A 23,160-nucleotide genomic window follows, 5' to 3' on the forward strand; every position below is an offset into this window, starting at 1 on the left:
AGTAGTGCGATGGCGGTGACGGGAAAGCCCGGTCGGCACCGGCTGGTGCGCGGGTCACCGCTGCGCGCGATGGCCGGCCGGCTCAGCTGGGGCCTCGGCGACCAGGCGGTGTCCAGCCTCAGCAACTTCTTCGTCGGCGTCGTCGTGGCCCGCTCGCTCGGCGCGGCGGCGTTCGGCGTCTTCACGCTCGCCTGGGTGACCTACGGCGTGGTGCTCGGCCTGTCCCGGGGGCTGGCGACGGATCCGCTGGCCGTCCGGTTCAGCGGGGTCGCGACCGACCTCTGGCGGGGCGCGGTGGCGCGCTCCACCGCGACCGCGCTGCTCGTCGGGACCGGCACCGGTGTGGTGAGCGCGCTGGCGGGGATCGCGATCGGCGGCTCCGTCGGCGGCGCGTTCGTCGCGCTCGGCGTCATCCTGCCGGGCCTGATGCTGCAGGACAGCTGGCGGTTCGCGTTCTTCGCCTCCGGGCAGGGGCACAAGGCCTTCGTCAACGACCTGGTGTGGACGGCCGCCCTGGTGCCGGCGCTGGTCCTGGCGGTGCTGCACGGCAGCGTGGTCGGTTTCCTGCTCGCGTGGGGGCTGTCGGCGGCGGTCGCCGGGCTGTACGGCTGCTGGCAGACGCGGATGACGCCGACCTGGACCGGGGCGCGCGCGTGGGTGCGCGAGCACCGCGACCTGGGCAGCCGGTTCCTCGCCGAGAACGTCCTGGTGGCCGGGTCCGGGCAGCTCCGCATGTACGGGCTGGGCGCGATCGCCGGGCTGGCCGACGTCGGTGCGGTCCGCGGCTCCCAGTTGCTGCTCGGGCCGTTCATGGCGGTCCTGATCGGGTTGTCGCTGGTCACCGTCTCCGAGGCGGCGCGGGTGGTCCGGGAGCGGCCGCACCGGCTCCGCCTGTTCGCCCTGCTGCTCGGCGGCGGTCAGGCCGCCGCCGCGATGGCGTGGGGCGTGGCGCTGATGGTGCTGCTGCCCGAGTCCGTCGGCCGCTACCTGCTCGGCGACGTGTGGGAGTCGGCCGCCGCGCTGATCCTGCCGGCCACGCTCGCCATCGCCGCCGCGAGCTTCACCACCGGCTCCTCGTCCGCGTTGCGGGCGCTCGGCGCGGCGGGCCGCGGCCTGCGCGCCGAGGTGGTCACGTTCGCGGGCTACGTCGGGGGCGGGTTGATCGGCGCCGCGCTGGGCGGCGCCCTCGGCTCCAGCTGGGGCGCCGTCGTCGGCAGCGTGCTCGGCGCCGCGGCGCGGTGGCTCGAACTGGAGGCCTGCCTCCGTGAACGCGATCCGGCCGTCACATCCGAGGAAATGAGGACCACATGACCGGCACACCCCGGCTGAGCATCGGACTGCCCGTCCACAACGGCGAGGAGTACCTGGCCGAGTCCCTGGAAGCGCTGCTCGGCCAGACGTACGAGGACTTCGAGCTCATCATCTCGGACAACGCCTCGACCGACGGCACCGCGGACATCTGCCGCCGGTTCGCGAAACAGGACTCGCGGATCCGGTTCATCCCGCTGGCGGAGAACATCGGCGCCGCGCCCAACCACAACTTCGTGTTCCGCGAGGCGCGCGGCGAGCTGTTCAAGTGGGCCTCGCACGACGACCTGTACGGGCGGGACCTGCTGCGGCGGTGCGTGGACGCGCTGGACGAGCACCCGGAGGTGGTCCTCGCGCACGCCGGGACGGCCATCATCGACGGCGCGGGCGGGGTGACCGCGCCGTTCGAGTACCGGCTCGCCACGGACTCCCCGCACCCGCCGGCCCGGTTCCGCGCGCTGCTGTTCGCCGACGGCGGTGACGACTTCTACGGGGTGATCCGCTCGGCCGCGCTGCGCCGGGTGCGGCCGCACGACAGCTACCACCACGCCGACCGGACGTTCGTCGCCGACATCGCGCTGCAGGGCCCGTTCCACCAGGTCCCCGAGCTGCTGTACTTCCGGCGCGACCACCCGGACCGCGCGGAGCGGGCCAACAAGACCATCCGGTCCCGCTGCGCGAACCTGGACCCGAAGCGCGCCGACCCGCTCCGGCACCCGACCGCCCGGCTGCTCGGCGGCTACGTGTGGGGCTGGATCCGGATCGTCCAGCGCGCGCCGATCACACCCGCGCAGCGCCGCGAGTGCTACCGCCACCTGGGCGAGTGGCTGGCCCGGCGCGCGCTGCGGCGGGAACCGTCGGAGGAGTTCGCCCGCGTCGAGAACGACCTGGACGTCGTGGTCGACTCGGTGGTGGCCGGGCGCGGGGGCGAGTGATGCGCGTCGGCGTCTTCGGCCTGCTGGGACAAGGCAACCTCGGCAACGACGGTTCCCTGGCCGCCCTGCTGGACCACCTGCGGCGGGCGCACCCGGACGCGGTCGTGGACGCCCTGTGCGGCGGCCCGGAGGAGGTCAGCGGGCGGTACGGCATCCCGGCGCGGCGGCTGCACTGGTTCCGCTCGGAGACGCTGCCGGCCAAGGTGCTCGGCAAGGTCGCGGACCCGCTGTGGATCGGCCGCTGGGTGCGCCGCCACGACGTGGTGATCGTGCCCGGCATGGGAGTGCTGGAGGCGACGCTTCCGCTGCGGCCCTGGGGGTTTCCCTACTCGCTGCTGCTGCTCGGGCTGACCGCCCGCCTCACCGGCACCAAGGTCGCGCTCGTCAACGTCGGCGCCGACGTGGTCCGCCAGCGCGCCACCCGGTGGGTGATCACGCGCGCCGCGCGGCTCGCGCACTACCGGTCCTACCGGGACGAGCACTCGCGGCAGGCGATGGCCCGCATGGGCGTCGACGTGCGCGCCGACGCGGTGTTCCCGGACCTGGCGTTCGGGCTGGCCGATCCCGAGCCCCGGCCCTCGTCCGGCGCGGTCGGCGTCGGGGTCATGTCCTTCCACGGCGGCAACGACGACCGGGCCCGGGCCGGCGAGATCAACCGCGCCTACCTGACTACCGTGAAGCGGTTCGTGCGCCTGCTGGCCGACGAGGGACGGCCCGTGCGGCTGTTCACCGGCGACGCCGCCGACGACGAGGTGGTCGCCGAGATCCTCGCCGACCTGCCGGACGCCGACGTCACCGCCGAACCGCCGGCCTCGCTGACCGACCTCATGCGCCAGATGGCCGAGGTGGACGTCGTCGTCGCCACGCGCTACCACAACGTGCTGTGCGCGCTGAAGACCGGGAAGCCGGCGATCTCGCTGGGCTACGCGCGCAAGAACGACGTGCTGATGGAGGCGATGGGGCTCGGCGAGTTCGCCCTGTCCGCCCGGGAGCCGGACTTCGACCGGCTGGTGCGGCGGTTCCGCGAGCTGCTGGACCGGCGGGAGGAGCTGGTCGCCGTACTGGGGGAACGCAATCGTGTGACGACCGAGCGGCTCGCGCACCAGTTCGCCATGATGTCCGAATCCGTCGTCGAAGGGAGCCGGCCGTGAAGGCCGTACCGGTACCCGGCATCGCCGGGGCGTGGTTGTTCGAACCGACACCGCACGCCGACGCGCGCGGGTTCTTCTCGCGTACGTTCGACCGCGAGGTCGTCGCCTCCGTGGGCATCGACCCGGACGGCTTCGCGCAGGACAGCCTGTCCCGGTCGGTCAAGGGCGTGATCCGCGGAATGCACCTGCGCTCCGGCGCCGGAGAGGCCAAACTGGTCCGGTGCTCCTACGGCGAGGTGTTCGACGTCGTGGTCGACCTGCGTCCGGACTCGCCGACCTTCCGCAACACCGAGTACTTCCAGCTCTCCGGCGACACCCAGGTCAGCGTGTACGTGCCGGCGGGCTGCGCGCACGGCTTCCAGGCGCTGACCGACCCCGCCGACGTCTCCTACCGCATCGACCGGCCGCACGACCCGTCCGAGGACGTCACCATCGCCTTCGACGACCCGGACCTGGCCATCCCGTGGCCGCTGCCGGTCACCCTGACCTCCGACCGCGACCGGCGCGCGCCCGCGCTCGCCGAAGTTCTGAAGACCCTGAGGTGACAGTCATGGACGCCCAGTTCCTGCCCCGGTCCACCGAGCTCAACGAGCGCCTGCACCAGCTCGTGCCCGGTGGCGCGCACACCTACGCCAAGGGGGAGGACCAGTACCCCGAGGGGCTGGCGCCGGTCATCTCCCACGGCCGCGGCGCGCACGTGTGGGACGTGGATGGCAACTCCTACATCGAGTACGGCTCCGGGCTGCGGTCGGTGAGTCTCGGGCACGCGCACCCGCGGGTGGTCGAGGCCGTGCGGCGCGAGCTGGACCGGGGCAGCAACTTCGTGCGGCCCTCCACCGTCGAGCTGGCCGCGGCCGAGAAGTTCCTGGCGACCGTGCCGACCGCGGAGATGGTCAAGTTCGCCAAGAACGGCTCGGACGTCACCACCGCCGCGGTCCGGCTCGCGCGGGCGGCGACCGGGCGGCGGGTGGTCGCGATCTGCGCCGACCAGCCGTTCTTCTCCACCGACGACTGGTTCATCGGCACCACCGGCATGCCGGCCGGGATCCCGGACGAGATCGCCGCGCTGACCGTGCGGTTCCCGTACGGCGACCTGGCCGCGACCGAGGAGATCCTGCGGCAGCACGACGTGGCGTGCCTGGTGCTGGAGGCCGCGAACGCGGTCGAGCCGCCGCCCGGGTACCTGGAGGGGCTGCGTGCGCTGGCCGACGCCTACGGCGTGGTGCTGATCTTCGACGAGATGATCACCGGTTTCCGCTGGTCGGAGGCGGGCGCGCAGGGCTACTACGGGGTGACGCCGGACCTGTCGACGTTCGGCAAGGCCCTGGGCAACGGGTTCGCGGTGTCCGCGCTGGCCGGCAAGCGGGAGCTGATGGAGCTGGGCGGGCTGCGGCACACGCGCGAGCGGGTGTTCCTGCTGTCCACCACGCACGGCGCGGAAACCCACTCGCTGGCCGCGGCGATGGCCGTCATGGACACCTACGTCCAGGAGGGCATCGCGGCGCGGCTGCACGCGCTCGGCGAGCGCCTGGCGTCCGGGGTGCGGGACGTGGCGGCGGCGATGGGCGTCGGCGAGCACGTCGTGGTGCGCGGCCGGGCGAGCAACCTGGTGTTCGGCACGCTCGACGAGCAGCTGCGGCCGTCCCAGCCGTACCGGACGCTGTTCCTGCGGCAGCTGGTCGCCGGGGGTGTGCTCGGGCCGTCGTTCGTGGTGAGCAGCGCCCTGACGGAGGCCGACATCGACCGGACGGTGGACGTGGTGGCCCAGGCGTGCACCGTGTACCGGAAGGCGCTGGACGCCCAGGACCCGACGCCGTGGATCGGCGGCCGCTCGGTCAAGCCGGTGTTCCGGCCGTACGCCTGACGGGGGGCGTCCGGCGTAACAGGGCGGTGGTCGTCCGCGACCCCCTGGTAAGCCGCCAGTTCCGGGAGGGCCGCCATGCGTGTACGGGCATCCGACATCTCGGCTCGCACCATCGGTGACGAGACGATCGTGCTCAGCCTGTCGACCTCGAAGTACTTCACCATCACCGGGGTCGGCACGCGGCTGTTCGAGCTGCTCGCCGAGGAGCGGTCGGTCGAGGACCTGGTCGGCGTGATCACCAGCGAGTACGAGATCGACGCGGACACCGCGCGCCGTGACATCGAGACCTTCCTCGGCCGGCTCCGCGATGCCCAGCTCCTCCACTGAGGCGCCGCCGCGGCTGTCCACACTGGACATCGCGGCCGGTCAGCCCCTCGGTGCCGCCCCGTTTCCGCTCGGCGTGCCCACGGACCCGGTGCGCGCGCTGCGGACCGCCCTGCGACCGGCGTTGCGGCGCGAGCCGTGTGTGATCGCCTTTTCCGGTGGGCGGGACTCGTCGGTGCTGCTGGCGGTCGCGGCCGATCTCGCCGCGCGCGAGGGGCTCGCGCCGCCGATCGCGCTGACCTTCCGCTACCCCGGTGACGCGGCCGCGGACGAGTCGGCCTGGCAGGAGGTGGTGATCCGGCACGTCGGCGTCGACTCCTGGGTGCGCCGGGACATCGCCGGCGAGCTGGACCTGATCGGACCGCTCGTGCGGCCGGTGCTGCGTGCGCGCGGCCCGGTCTATCCGGCGGCGCTGGGCAACACGATGCTGCTCGCGTCGCACGCGCCGGGCGGCAGCCTGGTCACCGGCAACGCGGGGGACGAGGTGCTCGGCGGGCACCGGCTCGGAACGCTGCGTGCGGTGGCGCGCCGTCGTGGCCGCGGGGTGACCGGGGCCGATTGGGCGCGGTTCGCCGTGAGCGCGGCGCCCGCGTTCGCTCGTCGCCGGATCGCGCGCCGGTCGCTGCCGATGCCGTGGCTGCGGCCGGATCCGCGCCGCGTGGTGTGGCGCGCGGCCGCGGACCGCCCGTTGCGGTGGGAGACCAGCGTGCGCACCGCGTTGGCGACACGCGCGTTCGCGGTGGGATTCCGGACGCGGGCCGACGCGGCCGCGGAGTACGGCTGCGAGCTGGTGGAGCCGTTCGCCGATCCGTCGTTCGTCGCGTCCTACGCGGCTACCCGGCCGATGACCCGCGCGGCGGGCACCCGGCTGGTGGCCGACGGGGTGCTGCCGGAGGCCGTCCTCGCCCGGCGGGACAAGGCGCGGTTCAACGCCTCCCGCTTCGGGGCGTGCTCGCGTGAGTTCGCGCGTGACTGGGGTGGCACCGGTGTGGACGAATCGCTGGTCGACCCGGACGCGCTGCGGGCCGCGTGGCTGGCCGACGAGCCGCCGGCCGCCACCGCGATGCTGTTGCAGCAGGCCTGGCTGGCGGAGGCGACATGAGGTGGCGGCGGCGGGCCCGGCTGGCCTGGGAGGTGCTGCGGGCGCTTGCCCCGATGGTGCGGATCGAGCTCGGCCTGCGGCGCTCGGACCTGCGGGAAACCTGCCGCCGGTTGGGGGTGCGCTGCGATCTGACCAGCACGGAACCACCCTCGGACGAGCTGCCGGTGCTGCCGCGGTGGTCGCGGGCGCCCATCCGGGCCTCGTACTTAGTGGTGTCGCGGTGGCCGGCCGGGGACACCTGCCTGCGCCAGTGCCTGCTCATCGGGCACCGGTTGCGGGACCTGGAGCCGGTGCTGCGGATCGGCGTGCGGCGTGCGGACGGCCGGTTCGCCGCGCACTCGTGGCTGGAGATCGACGGCAAGGCGCTGGACCCCACGGCGGCCCGGTACGCGGTTCTCGGATCGGCGGGGTGACCACAATGGACTTCACCTACCGGGCCCACGGGCTGACCGTCTGGAGCGACGTCGAGCTGGCGCTGCCACCCGGCGACGGCGGCGAGCCGGATCTGGTGCTGCGCCGGGGGCCCGATCACGCGGTGCCCCGGGCGGAGCTGCCCGGTCGCTGCCTGGCCGAGCTGGCGAAACCGGACGGGCGGGTGTTCTACACGCTCGCCACGGACGGGAACCGGACCGTGCTGCGGTACCCGTCGCTGTGCGAGTTCGCCGGCGACCCGCTGCTGCGTGAGGTGACCTACCACCTGGACCCGTCGGCCGATCACGGGTTGCTGACCGTGCTCGCGACGGGCGCGCTGCTGGCCGTGCACCTGACGCTGAACTCGCACCTGGTGCTGCACGCGAGCGCCGTGCGGGTCGACGAGCGGGCACTGGCGTTCGTGGGTGCGTCCGGGATGGGGAAGTCCACGCTCGCGGCGGCGTTGTGCGGGCTCGGGTGCGATCTGGTGGCCGACGACGTGCTGCGCGTCGATGCCGGCGGGATCGTGTACCCGGGGAGCACGGAGAACCGGCTGCGGATGGCCGCGCGCGGACTGGCGGACGAGGCCGCCGAGGAGGACGTGCGGCCGACCGTCGACGGTCGGCTGGCGTTGCGGTCCACCGTGTCCACGAACGCGTTGCCGCTGGCCGCGTGCGTGATCCCGCGGCCAAGTCGGTCCGTTGTGGACGTTTCGGTGGAGCGGCTGGCCGGGGCGCGGGCGTTCGTGCGGATGAGCCAGTTCCCGCGGGTGCTGGGCTGGCGCGATCCGGCGGTGATGGACTTCGCGTTCCAGCGGCTGGCCGATCTGGTGGCGGAGGTGCCGGTGTTCGAGGCGACGGTGCCGTGGGGGCCGCCGTTCCGCGACGAGGTGCTCAACACCCTGGCGGCCCTCACCTAACCCCACACGCGAGTCCCACGTTCCCGCACGCGAGTCCCACGTTCCCGCACGCAAGTTCCACGTTCGGGCACGCGAGTTCCACGTTCCTGCGCGCGTGTTCCACGTTCGGGTGCGCGAGTTCGCCGATCGCCCCGCGCGCCGGCAGCGGCGAAGTCGCCTGCCTGAGCGCAGAACTCGCGTGCCTGAGTGTGGGACTCGCGTGCTTGAGTGTGGGACTCGCGTGCTTGAGTGTGGGACTCGCGGGTGGGTCAGCGGTAGGCCGCTGACTGGAGGCGGTACAGCTCGGCGTACTGGCCGGCGCGGGCCATCAGCTCGTCGTGCGTGCCGCACTCCACCACGCGGCCCGCGTCGAGCACGTAGATCCGGTCGGCCATGCGGGTGCTCGAGAAGCGGTGCGAGATCAGCAGCGCGGCCCGCCCGCCGAGCATGGCCCGGACGTCGGTGAACAGCTCGTGCTCGGCGCGCGGGTCGAGCGCCGCGGCGGGTTCGTCCAGCACCACCAGCGAGGTGTCCCGGTACAGCGCCCGCGCCAGCGCCACCCGCTGCCACTGCCCGCCGGAGAGGTCGAAACCCTCGTCCAGGTCCCGGCCGAGCATCGTGTCCAGGCCGTGCGGCAGCTCGCGCGTCACGCCGAGCACGCCCGCGCGCCGGGCCGCGTCGTGCACCGACTCCTCGTCGGCGGGGCGGTCGCCGTCGCTGATCGTGATGTTGTCGCGCAACGTCATCTGGTACCGCACGAAGTCCTGGAAGATCACCGTCACCGACGCGCGGATGTCGGCGGGCGGGGCCTCCGCGCCGTCCCAGCGGCGCGTGCCCCGGTCCGGGTCGTACAGCCCGGCGACGATCTTGGCGAGCGTCGTCTTGCCGGAACCGTTCTCGCCGACCAGCGCGACCACCTCGCCCGCGCCGATCTCGATGTCCACCGAGTCGACCGCGGGCCGCTCCTGCTCGGGGTAGCGGAAGCCGACGTCCCGCAGCACGACGCCCCGCCGCAGCGGCCGCTTTTCCCCGGCGGCGGTCGAGCGCGGGGCCGACGCGACGAACCGTTCGAGGTCGGCCAGGAACGGCGCCGATTCGAGCAGCCCGCCGACCGAGGTGAACAGCGTGCCGAGCTGGCTGCTCAGCAACCGCACCGCGATCGCGGCCGCGCCCGCCGCGGGCAGGTCGATCCGGCCGCTGCGCACCAGCCCGACGATCGCCAGCAGCGCGGCGGTCAGCGACAGCGCGACGCCGATCGTGGTGAGCCCGGCGATCAGCTGGCGCCGCCGGACCTGCTGCCGCAGCGCGCCGTTGATCTCGGTGTTGAGCTCGGCGTGCCGCGCCCGCAGCGGTTTCGTCGAGTGGAACGCGCGCAGCTCGGCCGCGTACGGGCGCTGGGTGAGCAGCTGGCGCAGGTAGTTGCGGCGGCGGAACAGCGGCGTCAGCCGGTGGGCGAACGCGAACTCGGTGCGGCTGGCCCACCGCGCGAGCAGCACCGCGGGCAGCCCGGCGGCGAGCAGGACCGGCACCAGCAGCGGTTCGACCCCGATCAGCACCGCCGACATCGTGACCACCCCGAGCAGGCTCCCGGTCAGCCCGAGCAGCGCGGTGGTCACGGCGAACGGCCGGGTCAGCGCGTTCTGCTGGACGCGTTCCAGCGACGTGGCGAAGCCGGCGGACTCGTAGGTCACCAGGTCCGCGCGGGCGGTGGTGTCCAGCACCCGGTCCCAGACCCGCTGCGAGACGCGTTCGCCGAGCAGCCGGTGCTGCTGGGTCTGCAGGGCGCCGACCGAACCGGACAGCGCGGTCATGAACGCCAGTGCCAGCAACGAAACGGTGAGGCCGAAGCGCGCGTGTTCCGGCTGCAGCAACGCGTCGAAGGTGAGCTTGCTCGCCGCGACCACGCCGAGCGCGCCGAGCGCGCCGATGACCTGGTAGACCGCCGCGGTGGCCGTGCCGGCGCGGTCGGCCGCCGCGACCTCCCGCGCCGCGGCCGTGATCAACCGCGGCGTGGCCGCGATGCGTCTGATCCCCACCGCCGAATCGTACCGCCGGGGAAACGAATTCCCGGAATTGTTCCGGTACCGGTTGGACAACTTCACCAGCACATTCTCCGGGCGGTTGTAACGGAATGGGTCATTCGGGCGAATCCCGGTCGAGGTCCTTCGGCTCTCCTTCGTCGACGAGCAACGGAAAGGAGTGACATGAAGAAAGAATACGCCGCACCGGGCATCGACGACATCGGCACGTTGTCCGAGCTCACGCTGGGTCAGTCGGCGGGAACGCGGCTCGACGCCGATTTCGCCGCCGGCACCCTCTTCGGTGATCTGACCTTCTCGTGACACGGGTTTTCCCGTTCCGGCCAGTAGTGGGGGGAGGTGAACACATGCGCGAGCCCTACACCACCCCGGAAATCACCCTGTTGGGTTCGGTGATGGACTTGACACAGCAAAATCTGTTCGGTTCGTCCCCGGACAACCTGACGTGGGCGATACCGATCCTCGGCGATCGCGACGCGTATTCGTGATGGTTTTCCCGGTCGCGGGGACAGGTGGTCGGGTGATCGCCTGTCCCCGTCGGCCGGCTGTGCGGAAGTGAGCACCCGGTGGCGCTGTACACAATGGACGGACTGAAGATCGCGGGCGGCTGGATCAACGGGTACGACCTCATCCCGTTGCCGCTGGGCGATCCGGGCGAGCCGCGGCGGGTGCTCGACCGGATCCTGCTCGGGCACCTGACGCGCACACCGTGCCTGGTCGCCTTCTCCGGCGGGCGCGACTCCTCGGCGCTGCTGGCCGCGGCGGTGGCGCTGGCCCGGCGCGAAGGGCTGCCGCCGCCGGTGCCGATCACGCTGCGGTACCCGGCCGCGCCCGCGTCGGACGAAACGTCGTGGCAGGACGCCGTGCTCGCGCACCTCGGGGTCACCGAACGCATCGTGCTGACCGTGGGCGACGAGCACGATCCGGTCGGTCCGATCGCGACGGCGGTGCTGCGGCGGCACGGGCTGGTGTGGCCGCCGAACTTCGCGCCGACCTGGCGGATGATGGACGCGGCCCGCGGTGGCGTGCTGCTGACCGGCGAGGGTGGCGACGAGGTGTTCGGGCTGAAGCGGATCACGCCGGTGACCAAGGTGCTCAAGGCACGCGGGCGGGTCCGGGCCCGGGTGTTTCCGGACGCGGTGCGTGCGCTGGCGCCCGCGTCCGTTCGGCGGCGGGCGGCGCTGCGCGAGAGGTACCGGCGCCCGTGGCTGCGGCCCGCGGCGGAGGAGGTGCTCGCCGAACGGGACGCGGCGGACGCGGCGGCGTACGAGTTGCACGCCGGCCGGCACGCGTGGCAGTTCACGACGCGCCGCTGCGCGCGGCTGGGCTACCGCACGGTGCGCGCGCTGGGGTCCGAACTGGACTGCCGGTACGTGCAGACCTTCGCCGAGCCGGACTTCGTGGCGGCGATCGCGCGGGCCGCCGGGTTCTGGGGGTGGAGCGGCCGGACGGCCACGATGCGTGACCTCTTCGGCGACCTGCTGCCCCGCGAAATCCTGGAACGCACCAGCAAAGCGGACTTCACGGGCGCGGTGTTCACCGACCGGACACGCACGTTCGCGCGCGAGTGGACCGGTCGCGGGGTGGACGAGGAGCTGGTGGACCCGGCGGCGCTGCGGGACAACTGGCTCGCGCCGAGCCCGCACGCGCCGTCGATGACGCTGCTGCAGCAGGCCTGGCTGGCGACCAGCGGTTGACTCGCGGAATCCCGCGCGGCGACAGCCGGCGGAGTTCACCGACTCACCGGGACCCGGTGGGGGAGCCCTTCCGCACCTCGCGCAGGGCGTAGGTGAACCGGCTCAACGGGCTCCGGTGCCGGGCGGCCGTGTAGCGAGCGTCCGGGAAGACCAGCGCCCGCAGGTACGCGGGCTTGTCGCGCCACGGCAGGACCCGCAGCGTCGCCACCGCCTGTGCCGCGAACGTCTTGTCCGGTGTCGTGTGCAGGCCGAGCCACGATTCGTCCCGGGCGGACGGTATGTAACCGACCGCCCAGTGGGCCAGCTCGCCCGGGACCTTGATCCCGAGCAGCCGCACCGTGTCGGCCACCGCGGCGGCCACCACCGCCTCTGCACCCCACGACGCGGCCGTCCGCCGCACCGGCTCCGGGTTCCCGTCCACCACCCGCAGCATCTCCGCCACGTCCCGCAGCGAACCGAGCCGCAGCGGCCAGTCCCCGAGTGCGGCGTGGTAGCAGGCGTGCAGGAACCGGTTCGGCAGCGACAACGCCCGCACCGCCCGCCCGCCGATCGCGAACTCCTGCCCCGCGTCCCACACCGCGTCCAGGTCGACCCGCCGCCCCCACGGGCCCAGCACGAACGTGCGGTGCAGGTCCAGCTCGTACCCGGCGGGCGGGCGCAACGTCATGCCCTTGTCGAACCGCCGGTCGAACCCCGGCCGCGGCTCGGCGAGCGTCCGCCGGAAACCCGCCGTCGCGAGCACCGCCACCGTCCGGTCGATGTCCCCGGCCCGCACCAGCACGTCGAGGTCGTTGAACGACCGCAGCGCCGGATCGGGGTAGTCCAGGTGCGCCACGGCCGTCCCCTTCAGCACCCGCGCCTCGATGCCCGCCCCGGTCAGCAGGTCCAGGATCCGCAGCAGCTCGTGCTCCAGCACCAGCACCCGCATCTGGTTGGTGGCGTGCGCGGAGGCCGCCTCCCGCGCCTGCGCACCGGTCGCCGGGAACGCGCCCGCGGCGATCGCCGCGGTCAGCAACCCGGTCATCCGGTGCTTCCGCGCCGCCGCCAGCAGCCCCGGCCAGTCCTCGGCGCGCACCGGTCGCGCCGGCATGGCCCGGTCGGTCCCCGGCAGGCGATACGCCGCGGCGGCGAGCAGCGCCGCCGGGTACTCGCGTTCGTCACACAGCCTGCGGCCCATCCGGCTCTCCGCTCATCCGTCTCCAGATCCGGTCGATCAGCCCCGCCGTCGCCGGGACGACCGCCACCGCGGCGCAGAACCCGCCGATCGTGTCGGTCGCGTAGTGGGCGTTCAGCCCGACCTGCGCCCACGCCGCGTAGGAGCCGGTCACCAGCGCGCACGCCAGCACGACCACCGGACCCGCGCGCCACCGCCGGGCCAGCGGCAGCGCCACCACCAGCGTCACCGCCGTGACGAACGCCGTGTGCCCGCTCGGATAGGACAGGTGGATCGCGTGGATCGTCCGGTCCGTCAACGGTTTCCCGAGCGTGGTCACCGCGACCGTCAGCCCGGGACCGGCGATCGCGAGCGCCAGCACGCGCCAGCGCCGGAGCACCGTGAGCGTCACCGCCAGCAGCACCGTCAGGACCATCGATCCCCTGGGCTCGCCGAAGAAGTCGATCGCGATCGCCGCCGACCAGGCGGCGTCGACCGACTCGGTCGCGGCCGGCTGCACCCACGCGTCGAACCACCCCGGCTCGCTGTGGCCGGTGTAGAGCACGCCCAGCAGCACGACGACCAGCGCGGCGGCGACCGCGACCGGGTTCAGCACCCGTGCCGCGGGGGCGGGCAGCAGCGGTGGGTTCCGCCGCGGCACGAGTGATCTCCGCAGCCCAGTCATCGCGTCCTGGCCAGCAGGATCCAGTCCGCGGTGATCTCGGCCTCCGTGAAGTGCTCGGCGAGGTAGGCGCCGTAGACCTCGCGCAGCGCGGTGACGGTCTCCGCGCAGCAGCCCTGGCCCTCGGTCAGGCGCGGGATCATCACCCAGTCCACGTTGCCGAAGGCCCGGTCCGCGTCCGGGTGCACGGAGCGGTCGAAGCTGATGCCGACGTCCCACCACAGCGGGCCGCCGGTCGCGGGCGGCAGGGACAACGCGAACGAGAACGGGTTCGCCAACGCGATCGTCGCCACCGTGTCCGCGGGCCCGGCGTGCCGCCGCAGCAACGCCACGCCGTCGTTGATCATCGCCGGGACGGCGTTCGCTGTGCGGTACGCGGTCTGCCACTGCGCGTCGGCGGGAACCACGAAGTCCCGCAGGCCCGGAGCGGCCATGCGCTGGCTCGCCGGCGGAGCCGCCACGTAACCGTGCTCGCTCGCGGCGCGGCCCAGCGCCAGGGTGTCCTTCCCGGCGATCGGCCCGGCGGTCGCGGCCACCAGCACCGCCACCCCCGCGAGCACCAGCGCCGGGGTCCGCACCTTCGGCGCGAGGACCACCAGGAGCAGCAGCGGGAGAACCACCAGCGCAGGCAGATCGCCGTGCTCGGCGGTGTTGGCCGAGGCCACCAGCACGCTGGACACCCACACGTATCCGGCGGCCACGGCCGTCTTGAGGATCGGGCGCGAAGGCAGCTCCAGCCGGCGTGCCCGGAGGATCAACGCGACGACGACGGCCGCGGTGAGCAGCAGCACCGGGGCGGTGTAGGCGGCGCTGCGCATCAGCATCCCGAGCCGTTGCCCGCCCTGGGAACCGCCGGCGTGCACGAGGTCGGCGAGGTAGCCGGCGATCCCGATGCCGAACGTCAGCCGCATGACGACCGCGACGCCGAGGAAGGCCGCGACCGCGGCGGCGCCGAACCGGAGGTTGCGGGGCAGCGTGCCCAGCACGAGACCGACCACGACCGCGGCCGCGCCGGCCGCGAAGAAGTTGGCCTTGCAGTAGAACATCAGCCCCAGCAGGAAACCGAGCACGAGCCCCTCGGCGACCACGCGCCGCGTGGTGAGCGGCGCACGCGGCCGGATCAGCACGAGCAGCAGCAGCGTCGCGTACAGCACCCAGCCGTAGCGGTTGTAGAGCATCGCGTACGTGGTGGTCCACGGCGAATACCCGAGCGGGCGGGGCGTGACCACCAGCAGCGCCAGGAAGACCGTGAACCCGGCCGCGTGCACCGCGGGCAGCCGCCGGCGCGCGACGAACCAGGCCAGCGGCGCGGTGATCGCGAGGAAGAGCGCACCGGCGTAGACCACCGCGGTCAGCGACGGGACCGCCTGCACCTTCATCCCCAGGCTGACCAGCCCGTACACCAGCGGCCCGATCGGGTTCTCGAAGTCGGTGCTGGGCACCTGACCCCCGGTCATCCGGTAGGCGCCGTCGAGCAGGATGAACACGTCCCAGGGCGCGGACATCGGCGCCGGTCCGGACCACAGCCACACCCCGCCCAGCCCGGCGACGAGCACGAGCGTCACGACCGGCCAGAGCCAGGGTCGCCGGTCGCGGCGGTCCGCGGGCTCCGCCGCGACGCGCGCGTCGATGGCCGGTTTCGTCATCGGGTCAGCTCCAGATGTCGCGGTGCACGTTGAAGATGACCCGGGACCCGAGCCGCTCCAGTTTGATCGGCAGTTCCTTCATCGTGGCCAGCCGCGAGCGCACCGCCCGCTGGTGTTCCAGGGGGCAGCTGACCAGCAGGAACCCGCCGCCGCCCGCGCCGGTCACCTTCGCGCCGGACGCGCCCGCCGCCAGTGCCGCGTCCACGGCCTCGTCGATCTGCCGGTTCGACACCCCGGACGCGAGCGAGCGCTTGGCCTCCCAGCTCTTGCGCAACGCGGTGCCCAGCGCGGACAGGTCGCCGCCACGCAGGCCGTCCGCCGCCTCGCCCGCGAGGTCGCGCAGCTGGCCCAGCTGCGGCAGCCGGTCGCCGACGTTCGCGTTCTGCTCGCCCAGGATCGTGTTCGCGCTGCGGGTGATGCCGGTGAAGAACAACATCAGCTCGTCCTGCAGCTTCCGCCAGTCCGCGCGCGGCAGGTCGATCCGCTCGACCCCGACCGCGTCGCCGGGCCCGAACTGCAGGTCGCACAGCCCGCCGTAGGCAGCCGCGTACTGGTCCTGCCTGCCGATCGGTTTGCGGCAGCGGTCGATCTCGATCGCGCACGCCCGCTCGGCCAGCTCCGCGGCGGTCACCTGCCTGCCCTGGTAGGCGAACAACGCGTGCAGCAGCCCGACGGTCACCGAGGACGACGACCCGAGCCCGGACCCGGCCGACGGGATGTCGGCCAGCGTGGTGATCTCCACGCCGCTGCGCACCCCGGTCATGTGCATGGCCTCGCGCACCAGCTCGTGCTCCAGGTCCTCGACGCGGGAGACGATCTCCTTGCGCGAGTAGTTGACGTAGATCTCGTCGTCGAAGCGCTGCTTGACCACGACGTAGACGTACTTGTCGATGGCCGCGTTGAGCACCCGGCCGCCGTGCTCGCGGTAGTAGCCGGGCAGATCGGTCCCGCCACCGACGAGCCCGATGCGCAGCGGGGTCTGGGTGATGATCACGACGCTCGCCTGCCTTGCCATTCGTCGCGGGCCCGGTCCAGCGCCGCGGGGGTGCCGATGTCGAGGAACCACGCGTCGCCGAGGGAGACCACGCGCGCGTGCCCGACGAGCTCGGGCAGCAGGTCGTACCCGATGTCGGCGGGCGGCGGCCCGATCAGGTCGAGCACGGCGGGGGAGAACGCGTACATCCCGGCGTTCGCCAGATCACCGGACGGCGTGGCCGGCTTCTCGGTGAAACCCGTGACCAGGCCACCGGAAACGGTGAGGATCCCGCACCGCGTGGGATCGGGGGCGTGGAACACCGACAGCGTGGCGATGGTCCCGCCGGTGCGGTGCGCGTCGATCAGGACCCGCGGGTCGAAGTCGGTGAGGTTGTCCGCGTTGAGGGCCAGGAACATGTCCTCGCCCGCGACGAACGAGCGGTTGGCCCACAGCGTGCCCGCGCTGCCGAGCAGTTCCGGTTCCTCGACGGTGTGCACGACCGGGCCACCGCGCCGGTCCGCCAGGTGCGCCCGCACCAGCGGGGCCAGGTGGTGCAGGTTGACCAGCACCTCGTCCACCCCGGCGGCGGCGAGCGCGTCGAGCCAGATGTCCAGCATCGGCCGCCCGCCGATCTCGACCAGGCACTTGGGCGTGTGGTCGGTGAGGGGCCGCAGCCGCGTCCCCAGCCCGGCCGCGAGCAGGAACGCCTTCACGTCCCCGCCTTGCGCACCACGCCGAGCGACCGCATCTTGGCGTCCGCCTCGGCGAGGATTTCGTCCAGGCCCGGCATGTCCCGCAACCAGTCGGCGTACTCGGCCACGGAGTCCGCGGGAGTCCGCTTCGGGGACCAGCCCAGCTGTGTGAGCGCGTCGATGTCGGAGGTGATGTGCCGGGTGTCGCCGAAGCGGTACTCGCCGCTGATCCGGCCCGGCCGGTCCGATCGGTACTGGCGCCGCACGATGTCGGCGAACTCCTGCGTGGTGTAGCCGGTTCCGCCGCCGACGTTGAAGACTCGCCCGGCGGCGCGGTCGTCGGCGAGCACCAGCACGTTCGCGTCGACCACGTCGTGGATGTTCACGTAGTCGCGGATCGCCTGCCCGTCCTCGTACAGCGTCGGCGCGCCGCCCAGCAGGTAGTGCAGGTTGAAGATGCGGCACGCGCCGGAGTAGGCGTTGTAGACCGACTGCCGCGGGCCCTGCACGATGCTGTAGCGCAACGCGACGGTCGGGATTCCGTAGCGGCGCCCGAGGTTGACCGCCACGACCTCCTCGCCGTGCTTGGACATGCCGTAGGCGTTCTGCGGGTTGGCGATCCGCTCCGGTGTGGGCAGCATCGCCAGCGGCTCGCCGCACACCGCGCAGCCGAGGTCCCAGTGCCCCGCCCGCAACGCCGCCTCGGGCCGCATGTCCGGCGTCTGCTCGCCGTGCGCCGCGCACCGGTAGAGCCCCTCGCCCATCGCGGCCTGCGAGGACGCCACCACGATCCGGGCCAGGTCCAGCTTCTCGGCGACCACGATCTGGTAGATCATCGCCGTGGACGTGACGTTGACGTCGGTGAACTTCGCGAAGTCCGGCAGGTAGTCCTGGTAGGCGGCGAAGTGGTAGACCGCGTCGGCGCGGCGCAGCAGGTTGCGCATCAGATCGCGGTTGCGCACGTCGCCTTCGTAGAACTCCACGCCGGGCGTCAGGTGGTTCGGTTTCCCGTCGCGGTGCACCGGCGCGGCCAGCACGTCCAGCACGGTCACCTCGTGCCCCAGCTCGACGAGCCGGTCGCAGGTGTGCGATCCGATGAACCCGGCGCCGCCGGTGACCAGGATCCTCATCGCGCGTGCACCTCCCGGTACACGTCGAGCGTGCGCGCGGCGGTGGCCGCCCAGGTGAACTCGCCCGCGCGTTCCGGTCCGCGGGCGCGCAGCCGCTCGCCCTCCGGGCCGCAGGCCTTGACGATCGCGTCGGCGATCGAGCCGGAGTCCGCCGGGTCGGCCAGCAGCGCCGCCCCGCCCGCGGTTTCCGGCATCGCCGTCACGTTGGAGGTGACCACCGGGCACGCCGAGGCCATGGCCTCCAGGATCGGCAGGCCGAACGTCTCGTTGTGCGACGGGTACACGAACACGTCGGCCGCGCGGTAGAAGTGCACGGTCTCCTCCAGCGGCACCCCGCCGACCCACACGATGTCGCCGGCCACGCCGAGCCGCGCGGCCAGCGCCTTGAGTTGCCCGACGTACTCCACGTCCCGGCCGGGGCCCACGACGACCAGCTGCCGGTCCCCGAGGTCGGATTTCGCTGCGGCGAACGCGCGGATCAGGCCCTCGCAGTTCTTGTACGGCCACAGCGACGACACGAACAGCACGAACTGCCTGGTCACGCCGTAGCGCCGGGACACGTGGGCGAACGCCTCGTCCCGGTCGCCGGGGCGGAACAGGTCGTGGTCCACCGCCTCCGGGATGAGCCGGATCTTCGCCGGATCGACGTCCAGGTACTGCCGCACCTCGTCGACCAGGCTGCGGGAGTTGAGGATGATCGCGTCGGCCAGCCGCGCCGTGCGCGGGTAGCTCAGCTGCCGGTACAGCCGCGCCGGCGGTGAGATCGCGTGCGGTGTGGTGTACGCGTGCAGCGTCTTGATGTGCACGACGAGCTTCGGCGCCGACTTCACGATCGGCGCCATCAGCGTGTTCAGCACGTCGATCCCGCTCAGCGGCAGCCGCACCGGCGAGTACAGGTGCTCCGACAGCGTGCGCAGGTTGCGCTTCTCGTTGGACCACGGATAGGTGATGTACTCGACGCTCGACCCGTAGTCGTGCGTCGGCCGCGACTTCGGGCTCACCATGAGGTGGAACGACTCGCCGTCGCGGAGCAGCTCGGTCATCTCGGGGATGACGCGCGTCCAGAACCAGTGCGCGCCCGAGGGGTTGACCGGATCGTCGGTGAGCAGGTTGATCGCGACGCGCATGCGGTCAGAATGTCTGCGAGACAACGGCATCTGGGGTCATCCTCGACTGTCGGACGTACTGGGCCAGCAGGTGCATGCACGCCTGGTGGGCGTCTTCGACGACGCCGTAGTTGGCGGAGTCGACGTGGATGGAGACCTCGGCGCGGCGTCGCGCGGGCCCGCCCTCGAACCCGGTGAGCGCGATGGTCGGCATGTCGTGCGCCGCCGCCCAGTCCAGTGCCCGCACGATGTTCGGCGACCGGCCCGAGGACGAGATGACGATCAGCACGTCGCCCGGCCGCGCCTGGGACTGCAACTGGTACTCGAAGACGTGCTCGTAGCCCAGGTCGTTGGCGATCGCGCTGAACAACTCCACGTTCGTGCTCAGGCTCTGCACCCGCGTGGTGACGCCGGTGCCGTTGCGGATGCCCTTCACGTGGTCGCATTGCAGGTGGTTGGCGATCGACGCGGACCCGCCGTTGCCGCACGCGAACACCGCCGAATCGCGGTCGTAGGCGGCGTTCAGGACGGTCGCCGCGCGGCTGACCTGTTCCAGGTCCACGGTGGCGAAGGCGCGCGCCAGCTCGGCGACGTAGGCGCCGCCGTAGGAGTCGGCGCGGTGGAACTTCGCGGCCGGGAACTTCGGCGCCTTCTCCTGATGCGGCGCCGGGACGGTGCTGCCACCGAGGATGAACCGCACGGCGGCAGCGAGATCGGGGAACGTGTCGACACCCGTCACCGCCGAGCCGGGCGGCCCGACGTGCAGCGGCTTGGCGCCCACCGCCCGCGCCAGCCCGACGTCGGCCGGGCTGTCCCCGACCACCCAGGACGCCGCCAGGTCCAGGTCCAGCGCCTCCGCGGCGGCCAGCGCCATGCCCGGCCCGGGTTTGCGGTCGGCGCTGCGCCGCGCGAACGCCTCCACGATGCCGTCCGGGTGGTAGGGGCAGAACAGCCACAGGTCGACGTGCGCGCCGTGCCGCGCCAGCTCGGCGATCATGTGCTTGTGGACCTGCTCCACGTCGGCGATGCCGTAGTACCCGCGGGCCACCCCGGCCTGGTTGGTGACCACCGCGACCGGGATGCCGGCGCGGTTGAGCGCGGCGATGGCCGCGATGGACCCGTCGATGAACTCGACCCGGTCGACCGAGCCGACATATCCGCTGTCGACGATGATCGTGCCGTCGCGATCGAGCAGAACCCCTGGCTGGCTCACGGTCGACCACCTCTCTGAGATGACTTGAGGTCGCGCGCGGGCCCGGGCGCGTTACGGTTTCCGGCCGGTGGAGTGCTCATTCCACAACCGTCCTTTGTGGAGCGGCGCGCGGGGCGGACAGCAGCGCCGCCGCGACGAAGAGGTGCAGCAGGTACGGCGAGGCGTCGCCCACCCCGACCTCGGTGTAGGAGGCGACCAGGCAGTAGGTGATCAGGAAGATCGCGTACGCCCGGGCCGGTGAGGGCGGGCGGGACAGCGCGACGATCACCAGCGTCAGCAGGAACAGCCCCACCAGCACGATGCCCAGGTAGCCCTGCTCGTGGTAGACCGCCAGCCAGCCGCTGTCGATCGGCAACCCGTTGAAGGACTTGTTGGACAACCCGGTGCCGAAGACCTGCTCGAACCAGCTGCGTGGTTCCTGCAGCAGCGCGTCCCACACTTTCGTCCGCCCGGTGAGGTTGCTCAGCGCCTCGTCGTCCTGCCCGCGCAGCAACCACGTCTGCACCAGCGGGCCGAGCGGGATCGCGGCCAGCGCGACCGCGCCCGCGCAGAGCGTGAAGATCTTGCGGGCCCGGACGCTGGTCAGGAACAGCGACAGGCCGGCCACGAGCAGCCCGGCGACCAGGCCGAGCAGCGCCGTCCGGGTGTGGCTCAGCAGCAGCATCGCGAACGCGGGCCCGGCGATGAACGCCACGCTGCGGCCGTCGGTGTGGCGGTTCACCCACAGCAGGACGACCAGCCCGGCGACGACCGCGCTGTAGGCGCCGACCTGCGGCGCGGTCATCGGCCACAGGGTTCCGCTGAGGCGGCCGTCGTTGCTCGCGGGCAACGCGTTGCCCGGCGAGATGAACAGGCCGACCGCGACCGGGACCAGCACCACGATGAGGGCCCGCAGGTGCAGCCGCACGAACCGGATCGCGTGGTCCATCCACGGGCTGATCAGCCACAGCGTGGCGACGAACAGGGTCAGCCGGAAGCAGCGGAACAGCGAGCCGTAACCGGCCTCCAGGCGGGCGCTGCCCGCGATGCTCGCCGCCAGGAGCAGGGTGAGCAGGAACAGGAACGCGCTCGGCCGGATCCGCACGCGCGGGTTGGTGATCAGCGCGAGGCCGAACGCGGCCACGATCGCCCCCATCGTGACCACCTGCACGACGGTCCGCGGCAGGGTGATCAGCAGTTGCCCGCCCTGCGAGCCGAGCGTGTTGAACACCAGCAGCGCCCAGATCGCCGGCAGCAGGCGGGGGAACGCCTCCTGGCCGGGCTTCTCCGGCGCCGCGCGGGGCCGGACGGTGTCGATGCTCATCAGCCACCCGCCCTGAGCGTGAACGTGCTGCCGGTGTCCTGCTGGTAGGGCGGCGCCTGCCAGGCCACGGTGTCCAGGACGCCCTCGGTGTCGACCGCCATGAAGCTCCACGGCCCGGCGTAGGTGTTGTCGTGCCACCGGTTGTCCTGCCCGAACGTGATCGCCTGCCGGATGACCTCGGCCTTGTACGGCGACCAGTCCGGGTAGGTGCCGTAGTTGGACAGCACCGCCATGCGCCCGCACATCGCCCGGCACCCGATCACCACCGGGTCGAAGGCGAACCGGTTGCCGTGGATGTCGACGCGCTGGGTCTTCCAGCGGCAGTCGGAGTACAGCGGTTCGCCGGCGATGGCGGGCTGGGCGCACGTCGCGGCGTCCGGGACCAGCCGGGTGCAGTAGCCGGTCGAGGTGTTCGCCGCGCTGTTGCAGAAGCGGTCGGCGTTCTCCCACAGGGTGATCCCGGACCAGTTGTCGGTCAGGTCGTTGCCGGTGATCTCGATCTTGTCGGTGCGCGCCGGGACCCGCGGTTCCCCGCCGGATTCGGAGATGTAGATCGTCGCGGCGGGGAAGGTGTCGCCCTTGTCGACGAAGGAGCGGCCCTCGACCCAGTTGTTGCGGCGGATCGCGTTGTTCCGGATGACCGCGTTGTAGCTGGTCTCGTAGATGATCGCGGCGCCGCCGTTGCCCTCGATGACGTTGCCCTCGATCAGGAAGTCGTTGTTGTTGGTGTCCGCCCACAGCCCGACGCCCTGGTTGCCGTGCACCCAGTTGCCGCGCACGTCGGCGCCGTTGACCGCCCAGAACTTGATGCCGCCGGTGCAGCCGCAGCCCTCGTAACGGGCCTCCAGGTTGTCGGTGTTGTTGCCGGTGATCTCGTTGCCCTCGACGACGAGCCCGGTGATGGTGTCGCCGGCCTGGTAGGCGTTCATCGCGTACTGGCCGTTGGCGCGCAGGCAGTTGGCGCGCACCTGCTGCCGCGCCCCGGCCATCAGCCCGGCGCCGCGGTTGTCCTCGATGGTGTTGTGCTCGATGATCCAGCCGTCGCCGGAGTCGTGGTTGACCACGCCCTCGTTGAGCGGCGCGTCGAAGCCGGTGACCACCAGGTGGCGGATCGTCACGTCGGAGGCGGTGCCCGCGAACGCGTACCGGTTGACGCCGCGGCCGTCGAACACCGCGCCGGGGGCGCCGAGGTAGGTGTTGCCGGTCCGCGGCTGGACCTGGTCGTACTGGTCCTCGCCGAGCACGTGCTTGCCCGGGGCCAGCCAGAACGTGGTGCCCGGCGGGTTGTCGGCGGTCTTGATCGCCAGGTCGTTGACCAGGCCCGGGTCCACGACGACCGCCCCGGCGGGGGGCGTGGCCGGACCGGGTGCCGCGTTGCCGCACACCGCCGCCACCTGGTTCGGCACGCCCTCCTGCGCGGTGGGGGCCGCGGTCGGACCGGACGTGCACGCGGGCACCGCCAGGAGCGCCAGGGCCGGCAGCACCCGGCGGAGTCGGGTCGTCGTTCGTGCGGGCACGGCGTTGCCACCT

General features: G+C 72.6%; 23 protein-coding genes. 12 read left to right on the plus strand and 11 right to left on the minus strand.

Going from position 1 to position 23,160, the window contains the following annotated elements; genetic code table 11:
* Positions 1 to 9: 9 nt before the first annotated feature.
* The 9 genes from L1857_RS05145 (at position 10) to L1857_RS05185 (ending at position 8,014) form a co-directional block, all read left to right on the plus strand.
* The gene (locus L1857_RS05145) at positions 10 to 1,311 is read left to right on the plus strand and encodes an MATE family efflux transporter (RefSeq protein ID WP_116111676.1); all 1,302 of its coding nucleotides are present in this window, start codon (positions 10 to 12) and stop codon (positions 1,309 to 1,311) included.
* Complete coding sequence (locus L1857_RS05150; protein WP_116111675.1) at positions 1,308 to 2,243, plus strand: glycosyltransferase family 2 protein; 936 nt, start codon at positions 1,308 to 1,310, stop codon at positions 2,241 to 2,243. Before L1857_RS05145 ends, L1857_RS05150 begins: the two co-directional genes overlap by 4 nt.
* Positions 2,240 to 3,394, plus strand: a complete 1,155-nt coding sequence (locus L1857_RS05155) for a polysaccharide pyruvyl transferase family protein (RefSeq protein ID WP_094003786.1) — start codon at positions 2,240 to 2,242, stop codon at positions 3,392 to 3,394. Before L1857_RS05150 ends, L1857_RS05155 begins: the two co-directional genes overlap by 4 nt.
* Positions 3,391 to 3,939 (plus strand): dTDP-4-dehydrorhamnose 3,5-epimerase family protein, encoded by a 549-nt coding sequence (locus tag L1857_RS05160; protein ID WP_094003787.1) that lies wholly within the window; start codon positions 3,391 to 3,393, stop codon positions 3,937 to 3,939. Before L1857_RS05155 ends, L1857_RS05160 begins: the two co-directional genes overlap by 4 nt.
* A 5-nt stretch (positions 3,940 to 3,944) precedes the next feature.
* Positions 3,945 to 5,258, plus strand: a complete 1,314-nt coding sequence (locus L1857_RS05165) for a glutamate-1-semialdehyde 2,1-aminomutase (protein WP_249464564.1) — start codon at positions 3,945 to 3,947, stop codon at positions 5,256 to 5,258.
* Between the two features lie 75 nt (positions 5,259 to 5,333).
* Complete coding sequence (locus L1857_RS05170; RefSeq protein ID WP_094003789.1) at positions 5,334 to 5,585, plus strand: PqqD family protein; 252 nt, start codon at positions 5,334 to 5,336, stop codon at positions 5,583 to 5,585.
* A complete protein-coding gene (locus tag L1857_RS05175) occupies positions 5,533 to 6,684 on the plus strand; it encodes an asparagine synthase-related protein (RefSeq protein ID WP_249464567.1) in 1,152 nt (383 codons plus the stop codon). The genes L1857_RS05170 and L1857_RS05175 overlap by 53 nt, the downstream gene beginning before the upstream one ends.
* Positions 6,681 to 7,097 carry a lasso peptide biosynthesis B2 protein gene (locus L1857_RS05180; protein ID WP_240323279.1) on the plus strand — a complete coding sequence of 139 codons (417 nt, stop codon included), beginning with the start codon at positions 6,681 to 6,683 and terminating at the stop codon, positions 7,095 to 7,097. Before L1857_RS05175 ends, L1857_RS05180 begins: the two co-directional genes overlap by 4 nt.
* Positions 7,098 to 7,102: 5 nt before the next feature.
* Complete coding sequence (locus L1857_RS05185) at positions 7,103 to 8,014, plus strand: hypothetical protein (RefSeq protein ID WP_116111671.1); 912 nt, start codon at positions 7,103 to 7,105, stop codon at positions 8,012 to 8,014.
* A gap of 248 nt (positions 8,015 to 8,262) precedes the next feature.
* On the opposite strand, the gene L1857_RS05190 is transcribed toward L1857_RS05185, so the two are convergent.
* Positions 8,263 to 10,029, minus strand: a complete 1,767-nt coding sequence (locus L1857_RS05190; protein ID WP_249464570.1) for an ABC transporter ATP-binding protein — start codon at positions 10,027 to 10,029, stop codon at positions 8,263 to 8,265.
* Between the two features lie 168 nt (positions 10,030 to 10,197).
* On the opposite strand from L1857_RS05190, the gene L1857_RS05195 reads away from it, so the two are divergent.
* The 3 genes from L1857_RS05195 (at position 10,198) to L1857_RS05205 (ending at position 11,729) form a co-directional block, all read left to right on the plus strand.
* Positions 10,198 to 10,335, plus strand: a complete 138-nt coding sequence (locus L1857_RS05195) for a putative RiPP precursor (RefSeq protein WP_115944531.1) — start codon at positions 10,198 to 10,200, stop codon at positions 10,333 to 10,335.
* 44 nt (positions 10,336 to 10,379) lie between these two features.
* The gene (locus L1857_RS05200) at positions 10,380 to 10,520 is read left to right on the plus strand and encodes a hypothetical protein (RefSeq protein WP_167481515.1); all 141 of its coding nucleotides are present in this window, start codon (positions 10,380 to 10,382) and stop codon (positions 10,518 to 10,520) included.
* Between the two features lie 78 nt (positions 10,521 to 10,598).
* Positions 10,599 to 11,729 carry an asparagine synthase-related protein gene (locus tag L1857_RS05205; RefSeq protein WP_240323278.1) on the plus strand — a complete coding sequence of 377 codons (1,131 nt, stop codon included), beginning with the start codon at positions 10,599 to 10,601 and terminating at the stop codon, positions 11,727 to 11,729.
* 43 nt (positions 11,730 to 11,772) lie between these two features.
* On the opposite strand, the gene L1857_RS05210 is transcribed toward L1857_RS05205, so the two are convergent.
* The 10 genes from L1857_RS05210 to L1857_RS05255 form a co-directional block, all read right to left on the minus strand.
* On the minus strand, positions 11,773 to 12,906 hold the full coding sequence (locus L1857_RS05210) for a nucleotidyltransferase family protein (RefSeq protein WP_116111669.1): 1,134 nt from the start codon (positions 12,904 to 12,906) through the stop codon (positions 11,773 to 11,775).
* Entirely contained in the window at positions 12,887 to 13,543 is a 657-nt protein-coding gene (locus L1857_RS05215) for a phosphatase PAP2 family protein (protein ID WP_116111668.1), read from the minus strand. Before L1857_RS05215 ends, L1857_RS05210 begins: the two co-directional genes overlap by 20 nt.
* 20 nt (positions 13,544 to 13,563) lie before the next feature.
* Positions 13,564 to 15,210, minus strand: coding sequence for a hypothetical protein (locus L1857_RS05220; protein WP_116111667.1), 1,647 nt, complete (start codon positions 15,208 to 15,210; stop codon positions 13,564 to 13,566).
* A 4-nt stretch (positions 15,211 to 15,214) separates the two neighbouring features.
* Positions 15,215 to 16,204, minus strand: a complete 990-nt coding sequence (locus tag L1857_RS05225; protein WP_116111666.1) for a GHMP family kinase ATP-binding protein — start codon at positions 16,202 to 16,204, stop codon at positions 15,215 to 15,217.
* Positions 16,201 to 16,899, minus strand: a complete 699-nt coding sequence (locus L1857_RS05230) for a nucleotidyltransferase family protein (protein WP_116111665.1) — start codon at positions 16,897 to 16,899, stop codon at positions 16,201 to 16,203. Before L1857_RS05230 ends, L1857_RS05225 begins: the two co-directional genes overlap by 4 nt.
* Positions 16,896 to 18,008 (minus strand): SDR family NAD(P)-dependent oxidoreductase, encoded by a 1,113-nt coding sequence (locus tag L1857_RS05235; protein ID WP_116111664.1) that lies wholly within the window; start codon positions 18,006 to 18,008, stop codon positions 16,896 to 16,898. The genes L1857_RS05230 and L1857_RS05235 overlap by 4 nt, the downstream gene beginning before the upstream one ends.
* Positions 18,005 to 19,135, minus strand: a complete 1,131-nt coding sequence (locus L1857_RS05240) for a glycosyltransferase family 4 protein (RefSeq protein ID WP_094003799.1) — start codon at positions 19,133 to 19,135, stop codon at positions 18,005 to 18,007. Before L1857_RS05240 ends, L1857_RS05235 begins: the two co-directional genes overlap by 4 nt.
* Before the next feature lie 4 nt (positions 19,136 to 19,139).
* A complete protein-coding gene (locus L1857_RS05245; protein ID WP_094003800.1) occupies positions 19,140 to 20,327 on the minus strand; it encodes an HAD-IIIA family hydrolase in 1,188 nt (395 codons plus the stop codon).
* 76 nt (positions 20,328 to 20,403) lie between these two features.
* A complete protein-coding gene (locus tag L1857_RS05250) occupies positions 20,404 to 21,630 on the minus strand; it encodes a hypothetical protein (protein WP_094003801.1) in 1,227 nt (408 codons plus the stop codon).
* Entirely contained in the window at positions 21,630 to 23,147 is a 1,518-nt protein-coding gene (locus L1857_RS05255; RefSeq protein ID WP_205413315.1) for a right-handed parallel beta-helix repeat-containing protein, read from the minus strand. Before L1857_RS05255 ends, L1857_RS05250 begins: the two co-directional genes overlap by 1 nt.
* Positions 23,148 to 23,160 lie beyond the last annotated feature (13 nt).

It is taken from the genome of Amycolatopsis thermalba (assembly GCF_023376025.1).
Lineage (GTDB): Bacteria > Actinomycetota > Actinomycetes > Mycobacteriales > Pseudonocardiaceae > Amycolatopsis_E > Amycolatopsis_E thermalba.